Source organism: Paraburkholderia fungorum (assembly GCF_900099835.1).
In the GTDB taxonomy this organism is placed as follows: Bacteria; Pseudomonadota; Gammaproteobacteria; order Burkholderiales; family Burkholderiaceae; genus Paraburkholderia; species Paraburkholderia fungorum_A.
Genome location: NZ_FNKP01000002.1, coordinates 363,950 through 376,916 on the forward strand (window position 1 = coordinate 363,950; position 12,967 = coordinate 376,916).

The window sequence follows — 12,967 nt, forward strand, 5'->3', positions numbered from 1 at the left end:
CGCAACCGGACAAAATGCAGCGGGCCGGGCCGGTTCCATCCGCGATGGCAAACCGGCCAGCCAACCGCGCGCTATTTCTACGCTTCAAGCACTTCGGGGGCTATATAACCCGAGCGGGCAGACGAGAGCGTCTGCTTCAACTCGCGACTGCCGGCGTCTGCCAGAACTTCGCTTTCACCTGCCTCGAGCGCGTCGTAAGTCTGGCGGACGACGTCGAGCGGATCGGCTTTCGGAACATCGAAGCCTTGGGTGAGGTCGGTATCGACGAAGCCCACGTGCACACCGACCACGCCGATATTCCGATTCCTGAGATGAGCGCGGACGTTGTTGGTATAACTCCATGCCGCCGCCTTCGACGCCGAATAGGGCGTCAGGATCGGAACGACTCGCCAGGTGACGTCGGAGAGAACGTTGATCACTCCGCCGTTTCCATCGCTGGGAAGCAAGGGCTGGAAAGCGCTGGTTGTCCGCATCACGCCGTAATAGTTGGTTTCGAAAATGCGGCGGGCCTGTTCTTCGACGTTGTCCGCAAACGGCGACTCGCTGACTTCAGCAATGCCTGCGTTGTTGACGAGCAAAGTCACATCGGACGCGATTTTCGCCGCCGCCTTGACCGATTCGGAATCCGTAACATCGAGCTTAACCGGAATGATGCCGGGCTCGTTAAAGTTCTCCGGGCGACGCACGCCTGCGTAGACTTTCGCGGCTCCGCGAGCGAGCGCCTCACGTGCAAAGGCCAGTCCGAGGCCACGGCTTGCTCCCGTCACGAAAACGATGGAATTCCTGATCTTCATTTTGCAACTCCTCAATGGATACAACACAGTGAATGATCGAATCAGGCCTGAAAAAGCCTGCGATTTGCGCGTACGAATTCCCCGACGGTTTGCGGTGCCTTTCCGGTGATCTTCTCGATCACGCTGTCGGTGCCTGCAAATACGCCGTTTTGATAATCGATGGCGACTTCAATGAAATGCTGGATCATGAATTCCGGCAGCCCGTACTTCTTCAGATGTTCGCGGTATTCGTCGAGCGTCGCCGGGCTGTAGACGATCTTGCGATCGATAACCTCGCTGATTTCGTCCGCGATACCGTGATGATCGAGTTCGCGCGGACCACAAAGCTCATAAGTCTTGCCGATGTGCCCGGACGGCTGCATGAGAACACTGGCGATAAAACGCGCCTGGTCTTCCGCGGCAATCGGCGCGTGGCGTCCCGCGCCGTAGGGCAGCGTGATCTTGCTTTCCTTGACGATGGTGTCGAGCACCCACGGAAAAATCAGCCATTCGGAGAAGAACGTGGGGCGGATGTGAACAGTCGGCACACCTGACCAGTCGAGAACGCGTTCGGCGATCCAATGATCCCGTGCCGCGTGGCTTTTCGAATCTTCGCGCGCTGAAATCTGCGACATCTCGACGACGACATCAAGGCCCGCGCGGCGCGCGGCATCCGCGAAATAAGCGGTTCCCTGGATGAACCCCGGCCGCACCGGATAGCACAGATACGCGCCCGACATTCCCGCCGCGGCACGAATCAGGTCGTCGTGATCGAGCAGATCGCCAACCACGACTTCCGCCCCGGCGGCGCGCAGCGCTGCGCTGCGTTCGTCCTCCTTGTGAACCATCGCGCGCACGGCGTGACCGGCTTCAAGAAGATAGTTCACCGTATAAACACCGGTCTTGCCCGTGGCACCGGTGATCAGGAATTTACGCTGTTGCATGATGAATCCTCCAACTCGTGAATGGGCGCACTCGTACCGAATGCTGCAAACCGCTCATTGTGTGTATATGCACAATTCAGGGTGAAAAAGACGGCGAGATCTGATCGCCGATACCGCTTACATCGCTTCGATGTGTTGCCTGACGTCGTCCAGCAGAGAGGCGGACGTGACGGGGTCTGCAATGACGCGCGACAGGGTGAGCGCGCCGACCATTGCCGCCAACGCAAAGGTAGCGCGTGAGCGATCCGCTGCGCCGTCCTCGTCGGTGATGCGACTCGCCAGCATGTCGACCAGCGCGTCGAATCCTCGAGACGCTACCGCTCGAGTATTGTCGTCGGCGCGTGCCAACTCGCTGCCCATGCCGGCAAACGGGCAGCCGCGCTCCGGCGCATCGCGATGGCCGGTGGACAGGTAGGCGTCGACGATGGCCGTGAAGCCGTCCTCGTCGTTGCATCCGTTGGCGGAGGCTTCCAGCGCTTCGATGATTCCAGTCAGACCCGCGTCGCAGGCTTCGGCAACGAGCTGGTCTTTCGACTCGAAATGGCGATAAAAGCCGCCGTGCGACAGTCCGGCGGCGGCCATCAAATCGGCGAGGCCGGTCGCATGAATGCCGTTGGCCCGAAATTCCCCGGCGGCGACTTCGACGATACGCCGGCGTGTCTCGGTAGTTTCGACCCTTGATTTCCGCATGATCTGTGCTGCTCCGCGATTCGATGATTTAGATGTTAGTCATCATCTAAATGGAAATCAAGCGGTGTCTGGATTATTTTTGCTTCCAGCGATTGTCGCGGGTCGAGGCTTTCAATCTTTTTGCAGAAGGCAATCATCAGGAAAAAGCCTGCCCATTTCATCAACCGTTTTCGTCCGCACAATCAGCGGGCGCACCCTGTGTTATGTTTTATCCGCGCCCTCAGCGCAGCACTGACAACCGCCGCCGCGCGGCGGCAGATCGAACAATGAACAAGAATCAGCCGGATGAACAAGCCCCTGGATTTCGAAAGCCGCCGCCTGTCCGCTCTCGCCGGATTTGACGTGCTGGACACCCCCCGAGAACGAGCCTTCGACGAAATCGCGAGCCTGGCGGCGGCGCTGTGCCGCGCGCCCATCGCGGTGGTGAATTTCATCGGCGATCAACGGCAATTTTTCAAGGCGGAGGTCGGACTCGGCGTCCGCGAAACGCCGTTTGAAAGCTCGTTTTGTGCGAAGGCGTTGCTGGAGGAAGAATTTCTCCATGTGCCCGACGCGACCACCGACCCGCGTTTCAACGGCAATCCGCTCGTCACCGGTGAGCCGCATCTGCGCTTTTACGCCGGTGCGTTGCTGAAAACGGATGAAGGCTTGCCGATCGGCACACTCTGCGTGCTCGACTACGAGACGCGCAGTCTCGACGCCGTGCAGGAGCAGGCGCTGCGCGTTCTCGCGCGGCAAACCATGGCCGCGCTCGAATTGCGCCGCGTGGCGAAGTCGGCGGAGGCCGAGCGGGCACGTTATCGCGCGCTCTTCAATGCGATCGACGACGGCTTTTGCATCATCGAATTTTTCGACGGCCCGCATGGTCCGCTCAGCGACTACGTTCATGTCGAAGCGAATCCCGGATATGAGCGGCATACCGGCATTTCGAACATCGTGGGCAAGACCTTGCGGGAGCTCGATCCGACCGAGGCGGACCGCTGGATCGAGCTTTACGGCGGCGTGCTGCGCACCGGAGAGCCCGCGCGTTTCGAGCGATATTTTCTGACTGCCGGCCGTCACATCGAAGTGTCGGCGGCGCGTGTCGAACCGCCGGACCTGCGACGGGTATCGGTGCTGTTCCGCGATATTTCGGCGCGAAAAAAAGCCGACGAAGCACTGCGGGCGAGCGAAGCGCTCGCCCGCGAAAACAGCCAGCGCGTGCAGCTTGCGCTCGCGGCCGGGGCGATTATCGGCACCTGGTTCTGGGACTTGCCGAACGACCGTTTCACCGTCGACGAAGCCTTCGCGCACGTGTTCGGCCTCGATCCCGCGCAAGGCCGCGACGGCCTGAGCCTCGCGCAGGTGATCGCGAACGTCCACCCCGACGACCGCGACGGCCTCACGGCGGCGATCAGCGAGGTGATCGAACGTGGCGGGAACTACGCGCATCAATACCGCGTGCGTCGCGCGGACGGGCGCTATTACTGGATCGAAGCGAACGGCCGCGTCGATCATGCGCCGGACGGCACTCCGCTGAGTTTTCCGGGCGTGCTGCTCGATGTCGAAAAACGCCGGGTCGTCGAAGAAGAGCGGGATCGCGCCGCCGCGTCGCTGCGCGCGCTCAACGACACGCTGGAGCAGCGCGTGATCGAACGCACCGGCGAATTGATGCGCGCCGAAGAGCAATTGCGCCAGGCGCAGAAGATGGAAGCCGTCGGCCAGTTGACCGGCGGCCTCGCGCACGACTTCAATAATCTTCTCGCGGGCGTGTCGGGCTCGCTGCAATTGCTGAGTATCCGGCTGAGCCAGGGTCGCGTTGCGGAGGTCGACAAATACGTCGTGGCCGCGCAAGGCGCGGTGCGTCGTGCGGCGGCGTTGACTCACCGGCTGCTCGCGTTTTCCCGCCGACAAACCCTCGACCCGCGGCCGACCGATGTCAACGCGCTGGTCAACGGTATGACCGATCTCATTCAACGTACTGTCGGGCCTGGAATCAGGCTCGAGGCGGTCGGCGTGGCCGGGCTGTGGCCCGCTCTGGTCGACTCGGGACAGCTTGAAAACGCGTTGCTGAACCTGTGCATCAACGCCCGCGACGCGATGCCCAACGGCGGCCGCATCACGATCGAAACGGCCAACAAGTGGATCGACGGCAGCGCGGCCCGCAGCCACGACATGCCCGAAGGCCAGTATCTGTCGTTGTGCGTCACGGATACAGGAACCGGCATGACGGCAGACGTGATCGGCAAGGCGTTCGATCCGTTCTTCACCACCAAGCCGATCGGCATGGGCACGGGCCTGGGGCTGTCGATGATCTACGGTTTCGCCAAACAGTCCGGCGGCCAGGTGCGGATCTATTCGGAAGTCGGGCAGGGCACGACGGTGTGCATCTACCTGCCGCGTTTTTATGGCGATGTCGGCGGCGAGGGCGTGGATCATTTTGCGTCGCCGGTCCCGGGCACCGAAGCGGGCGAGACAGTGGTCGTCGTCGACGATGAGCCGAGCGTGCGCATGCTGATCACCGACGTGCTGGAAGAACTCGGCTACACGGTGATCGAAGCAGCCGACAGCGTGGCCGGCCTGAAGCTGCTGCAGTCGAATATCCGGGTCGATCTGCTGGTCAGCGACGTGGGCCTGCCGGGCGGAATGAACGGACGTCAGATGGCGGACGCCGCGCGGCAGACGCGGCCTGATCTGAAAGTGCTTTTCATCACCGGCTATGCGGAGAATTCGGTGATCAGTAACGGACATCTCGAACCCGGCATGCAGGTCATGACCAAGCCGTTCGCTCTCGAAACGTTTGCGGCAAGAGTCCGGCAAATGGTCGACGGGTGATGCAGGCGAGGGCGGAGCAACGCGTGACATTTGCTGCAGGAGCCACGCGTTTCCCGTTGAATCCGCCGACCACCCCTCTGATTAGCAGGGTATGGCCGATATGTCATTTCGCGTAACATCCGCCGCTGCATGCGGACTTGACTGTGCCCAAAACGATTGAAGCTAGCGCCTGAGAGACCTAAAAACGAGCCGGACAATCGCATGCGAAAACAGTGGACTTCACTTCGGTGAGGCCTTCCACAATGCCCGCTCCATGAGAAGCGGGTGCAGTCGTGTTTGAGAGGCGCGTGGGCGAGTTTGTTGACTCACGTAAGGAGGTCTGAATGCGTCTGCCCGTCTGGAACATTCAGCCTCCTGCCCGTCTATCGCTCACTGACGCCATTTTGCGACGCACGCGTGACAGCTAACGTGTCTATTTATTGCCTGTCTGCGCAATCCCGTTAGAGAAATGCTTGAGCCACAGGCTCATCAAACCGGCACGCCCCCGCACGCCATATTTGCGAAAAATTCCGGTGATATAGGAATGCGTGGTGGAGGCGGCCAACCCGAGTCTTTCCGCGATCTGCTTTTCAGTCGCTTCGGTCAGCAGCAGTTCGAGAACCTTGCGCTCGTACGGCGCAAGCATGGACAGCAGCGCCGCAGGCACGGGGTCCCGCCGGCGCAGTTCCGTCACGTCGCGCGCGACACCCACACGCAATTGCTCGTTCTCCAGCCAGCGGGCCGCCCATGTGATGTAGACGTCGCTGCCATTCTTGTGCCGGTAACGGTTCTCGAAACCAACCCGCTTGCGACCGGCCAGCACCTCTTTCGCTTCCTTGCGCGTGGCGTCCTGATCGGCCGGCACGACAAAATCGATGATGAACTGATCGACGAAATCGCCCGGCAGATAACCGAAAATGTCTTCGCACGCAGCGCTGACGTGGCGGATCCGCCCCTGCTCATTCACGAGGAAGATGGCGTCCGGCGAGAGGTCCGTGGAAACGGTGACGAGGTCTTCGATGAGTTCGCTTTTCATTGCTGTGCACTAAGTTTCGCGCGTCCAGAACGCGCTGGCGATGCCGCGTTGCGTTGGGTCCTTGGAGACCGGAAGCAACTGGAGTTTGGGGCCGGAGAGCGTAACGCGGTCCCATTGACGGTCAATTTCGCCGGCAGCCGATGAGCCGGTCTGTCGGTAAGGTGCGAGCAACCAGGCGTTCGCTCATTAACCCGCACCGCGCAGTTCAGCACTTCAGCTAACGACTGGATAAATGACTGTATTCCAGGAACGTGACAAGAACGTCGATCACCCGCCACGTTTCGCACGGGCGTCTGAAGTGACCGTCGAAACCCGCGCGCCGGAGATCTTCGATCGGCTCGCTAGGAGCGAAATTGCTCATGGCAACGAGCAGCAGATCGTCGCAGGACGTTTCGGCGCGCAACCGCCGCGTCAATTCATAGCCGGGGCCTTCGTCCAGCCGTGTGTCCAGCAGGATCACCGCCGGGACCTCGGACTGGATCAGCTGATCGATGCGCTCGCGGTCGTTGGCAAACGTGGCCTTTAGTCCTTTCAGGCGAAGCAGCATCGAAATCGATTCGCCCACTGCCCTGTCCTTGTGTGCCACGAGCACGCGCCGATTGGCGCGCGGGCCGTGACCACGGTTAAACGTCCAGAGCGCAAACTGTGTCTCATCCTCACTCGGCAATCGGCGGGTCATGATGCTCCTGATTGATAGCGCTTTTGTTGTTGTAGTTTTGTCGTCGAAGCGAAAACGCTTGTGCTGCAAGCGCATGAAAAATGCTTCCGCCGGATGACCGGGGTTCACGCGCATATCCTGCGTTCTGCGGACTGTCGACTTCCGCTGAAAGCTTTCAATATGCCGACCCTTGGCTCAGCTAGTACAACGGCCTTTCGCGCGGAAAGTTAAGATCGATTTACGCATAACCGTACTTTTGGCGTAAGCCGGACGGCGTGTCGTCGAGCGAAAAACAGATCAGCGATGCGATCAGTCGGGATGCCGCAGCGCGACTTCGCGCGTCGCCGACGGCACTCCCGTTTGCGTTTCGGCGCGGCACGCGTGCCTCACCGAGCGGCTGAAAATCAGCCACAGTGCGAGCGATCCCAGCGAAACCGCGCCGAGTGCGACGAAGGCGGTCGCGTAGCCGAATCGCTGCGCCAGCACGCCGCCCAACGCGGGGCTGAGCGCCGCGCCGATCCCCGTGACCGTCATCACGGCACCCAGGCCGACGTTCACCCGGCCGGTGCCCTGCAACAGCCGCACGACCAGCGCCGGCACGGCGACGCTTTGCAGTCCCGCCGCGATGCCGTCGAGAATCTGCACCGGCCACACGCCCCACGCGCTCATCAGTGCAGCCGCGACCATCCCGCGAATCGGCATCGCCAGATAGGTGATGAAGATCGTCGTCCAGTAACCGCGCCATTGAATCAGGCGGGGCGCCAGCCACGCCGCGCCGATCATCACCAGTTGCGCAATCACGATCGTTTCGGCGGTGAACGCGCTCGGGTCGCCCTGATGAGCGGTGACGACAGCCATGCCGTAGAGCGGCAGCATCGCCGCGTTGCCGAGATGGAACAGCGCCAGCGACGCGGCCAGCAGCAACAACGGCCGGTTCCCGAGCACGATGCGCAGGCCACCGGGTCGTTGAGCGTCTGCAGCATTGTCAGCGGATGGCGGCGCGAGTCCGCGAGCGCTGTCGTGGTCGATCGCGCGGGCCGGGATCATCAGGACCGTGAGCACGGTCAGCGCGCCGAAAAGCGCGGCGAGCGCGAACACCGCGCCGAATCCGAAGCGCCAGCCGAGCCAGCCGGAAAGCGCCGCGCCCGTGACGTTGCCGGCGTGATTGGCCATCTGATTGCGGCCGAACTGCCGGTCGAAACCTCGCTGACGCACTATCCCCAGCGTGATCCCGGCCACCGCAGGACCGAGCGCCGCGCCGGTGACCGCGCCCGCAACCTGCGACGCGGCGATCATCCAGTAGCCGTGCGAGACCCACAGCGCGAGCGACGCGAACGTGGTCATCAACCCGGCTGCGACGACGACGGCCCGCTTATGCCTGGTGGCATCGACCAGCGCGCCGGACGGGGCCGTCGCGATCATGCCCGCGATTCCGCCGAGCATCATGACGGAGCCGATGGCGTCGGCGGCCCATCCGCGAGATAGAAGGAATACGCCAATGAACGGTCCGAGACCCGCCTGGACGTCGGCCATGAAGAAGTTGAGCGCCTCGAGCGCGCGAGTGGATTTCACGGCGGGGAGCCTGTCGCGGGGTCAGGGAAATTGTCCACGCGGATCGGGCGCCGGGCGGTTGCGCGAATCATGCAATCTGGTTTCTGGATGCGACGCTATACCGATTTCGAGCCGGTGCATGGTGCAAATCCTCCCGTCAACGCAACGTGCAAAACGACGTTGCGGCCGCGCTGAGTGCCGTAGCAGTTCTCAGCAAGCGGTGTGCCTTGCGTGGACGTGGTTCAGCATCAGGTTGCGGGTCCGGGAGTTGCATGGAAAGGTGCCGATGCGAAGCGGGTTCCATCGTTCTTATTGCCCATCACGTGAGCTTTCAACCATGCCCCAGACCTCGACCAAACAGAACCTTCCCGTCGAACGCGTACGCCGCTATCTCGAACCTGGCCCGATCGTGCTTGTGTCGTCCCGCTGGCGCGACAGCACCAACATCATGACGATGGGCTGGCATCTGGTGATGGAGTTTTCGCCGTCGCTCGTAGGCTGTGTGATCGCCGCAGGCAACCATAGCTTCGAGATGATTCGTCAAAGCCGCGAATGCGTCATCAATCTGCCGACCACGCATCTGACCGATACCGTCGTGAAGATCGGCAATACATCGGGGGCGGAGATCGACAAATTCGCGGAATTCGGGCTGACGGCGCTCGACGCCGACGGTGTGAGTGCGCCGCTGATCGCCGAGTGTCACGGCAATTTCGCGTGCCGCCTTTACGACGATGCGTTGATCGACAAATACAATTTCTTCGTTTTCGAAGTCGTGAGCGCGCAGGTCGCCATGCGGCCGGATCTCCCGGAAACGATCCACTACACCGGGGACGGCGTCTTTACGGTGTCCGGCAAAACCATCAGCCGCCGACACCTGTTTCGCCCCGGCATGCTGTGAAAGCGCGGCGATTCGACGATGGGGCAACGAGCGAGGGGGGATTGTCGGCGCGAGTCGAAACCGTGAAGGGCAGAGCCTTCAGGTGATTCACGCGTTGGTGCAGGGTAAAACAAATACGGCGGCTGCATTGCGCAACCGCCGATCAGCCAGCGACGATACTCAGAACAGATCGCGGCGCGACTCGGCGACCATTTCGCAGGTACGCAGGTGCAATTGCCACGCGTGAGCGCATTGAGCGCGGAAACGTGCAAACCAGTTCGATTGGGTCAGAAGTGCGGCGACGGCGCTGCTCATGGTGGTATCTCTCGGGTAATTGCCTAGGTATTAACCCGGATTATACATTCGCCATGCTGCGACGCAACGAAAACAAAAATACCGGATCGATCAGGAGCGGTCGCAGCGTGACGCAAAAACAACGGGCGGCAGGCGTGCGCGATGGCACCGGGCGACAACAGCCACGGCGAAGGTGCGTCAGACTTGGGACACGTCGTTGTCGTCCGGATGATGCGAGGAACCGTGCGCCAGCGAACCTGCGCCTCCCATGCCACCGCCACCGCCACCGCCACCTCCCATGCCTCCACCCCCGCCGCCCGTTTTTCCACCTTCGCCGCCTCCACCCCCGCCGTCTTTCCCTTTCGCGCCGCCGGAAGGTCGCGCGGGACCCTGAGCCGGAATCGGCATGCCACGCGGAACCGGATCGAGATCGAGCACTTTGCGGATGAAATTTCGCAACGACACCACCAGCTCCGCCGTATGAATCGTTCGCCCCTGCGTCATCTCGACGGCGGCTTGCGTGGCGAGTCGCACCTGCTCCTCGGTGCCGAGGAGAATGACATCCGCGAGGGCCGCTTCGACGGCGTCGCGGATGCGCCGCGACCGGTCCGAGCCTCCCGGATCGCTTGCCTCCGACGACGGCTCGCTATGCAGCGCCGCGGTGTCGGCGGCGGCATCGAGGGCGGCTTGCGCGGGTGCGGGCACCGCCATCGACGCTCGCCGCAGGTCGCGCAGATGAGTGGGATCGACGGCAAGGTTGCCGGTGAACGAACCGCCGAGCGTTTTATAGGCGGCGATCAGCGTGCGCAGCCGTTCGTTGATCTGCCGGTTTTCGCGCTCGCGCCGTTGTTGCACGGTTTGCATCAACAGCAGGCGGACGCCGACGCCGATCAGCGTGATCACAGCGAGGCCGAGGAGCGTGGAGAGCAGGGCTTGCCAGGAACTGAAATCGAGATTGCGCATGGACGTTGTTCTTGAGTGGCGATTTGTCGGAAGACTGTAGCAATCAACGCACACCGGTTATCCGACCGTGCGCGACAGACGCGGCCATGTCATTCGCAAACGCCAGACCCGCCCGGAACGAAGCATCTGGCTAAACGGGGAATTGTCGAGTTAGCCATTACCGATGGACTCTTATTCGATTTGCATTTATAGGTGCGGAGTTTTTGGTTCAGTCACTCGGCATATTAAACCGGTCGTGCTTCTTTAATTGCGTCGTATTGGACGGTGTATTAATCGTGCATGACGCGGCAAATATGCGTTTTTACATAAAAGAAACGGCTTTTTAAAAAATTTGTGGTGCGCGCAACCTGCCCAATCAAGATAAATCTTTCTATATGCTTTCGGTCATTATTTCGTCATTCGAGTATTTTTCTCTGCGCGACTTCAATAATTATCGATTCGCCAGGGTAATCCCTCGCGCAAAAGCTTTAATTAGTGATTGCGTCGATAAAGCCAACCCGTTACGATCGGCTCGACATTTATCTAATCAATAACCTGTAAGATTTTCATGAACATTGCATATGCTGACTCGCTCAACCGCGACTCGGCGATGGAGTGCGAATTGTTGCGTCTGCGTCCCGCCACGCCAGAAGACCGTGAGTTTCTGCGGGAAGTATTCATTAGCACGCGGACCGAGGAGTTTTCCCGCTCTGGCTGGGGCGAAGCGGAGATTCTGGCATTGCTCTCCAGTCAGTTTGACATGCAGGACAGCTATTACAGGCGTCACTATCCCGGTGCGCGTTTCGACATTGTGACAAAGGCGGATGTTGCGGTTGGGCGGCTTTATCACTATACGGGCGCCGATGAATTACGCATTATTGATATTGCATTGTTACCGGCTTTTCGTGGCACGGGAATCGGCTCACACATAATGCGGGCCATGGTGACGCAGGCGGCGCAAAACGGATTGACGGCAACGCTTTACGTCGAGACGGTCAATCCGGTGAAAACGCTTTACCAGCGACTGGGTTTCATCGAAACCGGTAAAAACGGCATATACGAGAGAATGTGCCGCAAGGCCGCACCATTCGACGGCGAACCGGCGAACATTGCCGGTTTATAAGTGCCGGAAGAGCGGGCGGCCATAGAAAACGCAATTTGGCAGGGTGAATCAAGCCCGCCAAAATGTGCTCAAAAAAGCATCAAGTTTTAACGGCATGCGCCGTATATGCGTATTGAAGGCCAAAAACACTCAGTCGACGGGGCACGGCGATTAATGCGCCGGCATTACGAGCGATCTGGACTAACTGCCGGGGGGCGGGTTGTCAGTCATACCAAGTCACGCCGAATTGACCGAGGCGGTCGGTCGCACGTTTACGTTCGCCAGCGCGAGCGTGGGCACCGTTGAATCCCGGTTGATCTCGGCGCCCGCCGGGACGCCGATGGACGACGATTTCCTCTGCTATTCCGCCCACTTCGAATTACCGGCCGGTGTCCGGCTCCCTCAAGACACGTACCGCGTCAGCGCGCCGAACGGCGCCGCCTGGGATCTGCTCGCGACGCCCACGCGTCCCGCCGCCAGTGGCGTCGGCACGATGTGCATCGTGATTCATTGCGCGAAGCCGCGCGAAACCGCGTCTCCCGAGACCATCGATCCAGGCCGCGCATGAGACCGATGGCGGGCAGTCACAACCTCGTTCCCCTCTCTCACGGCTGTTTCTTCAGGAGTTGTACATGAGCGATCCGTATATGGGCGAAATCCGCATGGTGGCGTTCAGTTTTGCGCCCTATGGCTGGGCATTGTGCCAGGGCCAACTGTTGCCGCTGGCGCAAAACCAGGCGCTGTTCTCGCTGCTCGGCACGGTCTACGGCGGTAACGGCGTGGCGACGTTCGGCCTGCCGAACCTCGCCGGCCGCTCGCCGGTCGGCACGGGCACGGGTGCGGGACTGTCGTCGATCGAGCTGGGTCAGTTCGCCGGTGCTGAAAGCTTCACGATGACGGGCGCGCAGTTGCCGATGCATACCCACCCGGCCGTGATTCCGCCGATGTCACTGACAACGTCGGTGTCCGTTCCGGCCTCGACGGCGGCGACGGGCGGCGTGGTGGCGCCGGGGCCCACGACTGTGCTGGGCGAAGTCAGCACGGGCGGCCGCACTTCCGATCTTTACAACACGACCACGCCGAATACGACGCTCGCGCCGTTCAACGCCACCGTGCCGTTTCCGCAGACGACGGTGCCGGTCGGGATGGCCGGCTCCGGCCTCCCGATGCCGCTGCGTAATCCGTACGTCGGTCTGAACTTCTGCATCGCGCTACAGGGCGTTTTCCCGACGCGCGGGTAATCCGGGCGGTAAGCGGCGAAGCAATGCCGCAGGCAGCAGCACGAAAGCGTAGTCGTGGTCCCGGCC

The 12,967-nt window shown here is 61.2% G+C and carries 13 protein-coding genes; 5 read left to right on the forward strand and 8 right to left on the reverse strand.

Going from position 1 to position 12,967, the window contains the following annotated elements; translation table 11 throughout:
• Positions 1 to 77: 77 nt before the first annotated feature.
• The 3 genes from BLS41_RS17935 to BLS41_RS17945 all read right to left on the reverse strand — a co-directional run bounded on the left by BLS41_RS17935 (position 78) and on the right by BLS41_RS17945 (position 2,407).
• Positions 78 to 794, reverse strand: a complete 717-nt coding sequence (locus BLS41_RS17935) for an SDR family oxidoreductase (protein ID WP_074767171.1) — start codon at positions 792 to 794, stop codon at positions 78 to 80.
• 41 nt (positions 795 to 835) lie between these two features.
• Positions 836 to 1,717, reverse strand: coding sequence for an NAD(P)H-binding protein (locus BLS41_RS17940; RefSeq protein ID WP_074767174.1), 882 nt, complete (start codon positions 1,715 to 1,717; stop codon positions 836 to 838).
• A gap of 117 nt (positions 1,718 to 1,834) precedes the next feature.
• Complete coding sequence (locus tag BLS41_RS17945) at positions 1,835 to 2,407, reverse strand: TetR/AcrR family transcriptional regulator (RefSeq protein WP_074767177.1); 573 nt, start codon at positions 2,405 to 2,407, stop codon at positions 1,835 to 1,837.
• 285 nt (positions 2,408 to 2,692) lie between these two features.
• On the opposite strand from BLS41_RS17945, the gene BLS41_RS17950 reads away from it, so the two are divergent.
• A complete protein-coding gene (locus BLS41_RS17950) occupies positions 2,693 to 5,221 on the forward strand; it encodes an ATP-binding protein (protein ID WP_074767179.1) in 2,529 nt (842 codons plus the stop codon).
• Positions 5,222 to 5,633: 412 nt separating this feature from the next.
• Here the strand turns inward: BLS41_RS17950 and BLS41_RS17955 are convergent, their stop codons facing one another.
• The 3 genes from BLS41_RS17955 to BLS41_RS17965 form a co-directional block, all read right to left on the reverse strand.
• A complete protein-coding gene (locus BLS41_RS17955) occupies positions 5,634 to 6,236 on the reverse strand; it encodes a helix-turn-helix transcriptional regulator (RefSeq protein WP_074767182.1) in 603 nt (200 codons plus the stop codon).
• A 217-nt stretch (positions 6,237 to 6,453) separates the two neighbouring features.
• Positions 6,454 to 7,023, reverse strand: a complete 570-nt coding sequence (locus BLS41_RS17960) for a response regulator (protein ID WP_171910263.1) — start codon at positions 7,021 to 7,023, stop codon at positions 6,454 to 6,456.
• A 180-nt stretch (positions 7,024 to 7,203) separates the two neighbouring features.
• Entirely contained in the window at positions 7,204 to 8,466 is a 1,263-nt protein-coding gene (locus tag BLS41_RS17965) for an MFS transporter (protein WP_083380009.1), read from the reverse strand.
• Positions 8,467 to 8,782: 316 nt separating this feature from the next.
• On the opposite strand from BLS41_RS17965, the gene BLS41_RS17970 reads away from it, so the two are divergent.
• On the forward strand, positions 8,783 to 9,343 hold the full coding sequence (locus BLS41_RS17970; protein ID WP_074767185.1) for a flavin reductase family protein: 561 nt from the start codon (positions 8,783 to 8,785) through the stop codon (positions 9,341 to 9,343).
• A gap of 159 nt (positions 9,344 to 9,502) precedes the next feature.
• Here BLS41_RS17970 and BLS41_RS39965 read toward each other — a convergent pair whose 3' ends face one another.
• Together BLS41_RS39965 and BLS41_RS39375 are read right to left on the reverse strand one after the other, a co-directional pair.
• Positions 9,503 to 9,637, reverse strand: a complete 135-nt coding sequence (locus tag BLS41_RS39965) for a hypothetical protein (protein ID WP_290439523.1) — start codon at positions 9,635 to 9,637, stop codon at positions 9,503 to 9,505.
• A 177-nt stretch (positions 9,638 to 9,814) separates the two neighbouring features.
• A complete protein-coding gene (locus BLS41_RS39375) occupies positions 9,815 to 10,579 on the reverse strand; it encodes a hypothetical protein (RefSeq protein WP_074767188.1) in 765 nt (254 codons plus the stop codon).
• Positions 10,580 to 11,126: 547 nt separating this feature from the next.
• Between BLS41_RS39375 and BLS41_RS17980 the strand changes: the two genes are divergently transcribed.
• The 3 genes from BLS41_RS17980 to BLS41_RS17990 all read left to right on the forward strand — a co-directional run bounded on the left by BLS41_RS17980 (position 11,127) and on the right by BLS41_RS17990 (position 12,901).
• The gene (locus tag BLS41_RS17980; protein WP_083380010.1) at positions 11,127 to 11,681 is read left to right on the forward strand and encodes a GNAT family N-acetyltransferase; all 555 of its coding nucleotides are present in this window, start codon (positions 11,127 to 11,129) and stop codon (positions 11,679 to 11,681) included.
• A gap of 199 nt (positions 11,682 to 11,880) precedes the next feature.
• Positions 11,881 to 12,228 (forward strand): DUF6916 family protein, encoded by a 348-nt coding sequence (locus BLS41_RS17985; protein WP_074767191.1) that lies wholly within the window; start codon positions 11,881 to 11,883, stop codon positions 12,226 to 12,228.
• 64 nt (positions 12,229 to 12,292) lie between these two features.
• Positions 12,293 to 12,901, forward strand: a complete 609-nt coding sequence (locus tag BLS41_RS17990) for a phage tail protein (protein ID WP_074767194.1) — start codon at positions 12,293 to 12,295, stop codon at positions 12,899 to 12,901.
• The last annotated feature ends 66 nt before the right edge of the window (positions 12,902 to 12,967 follow it).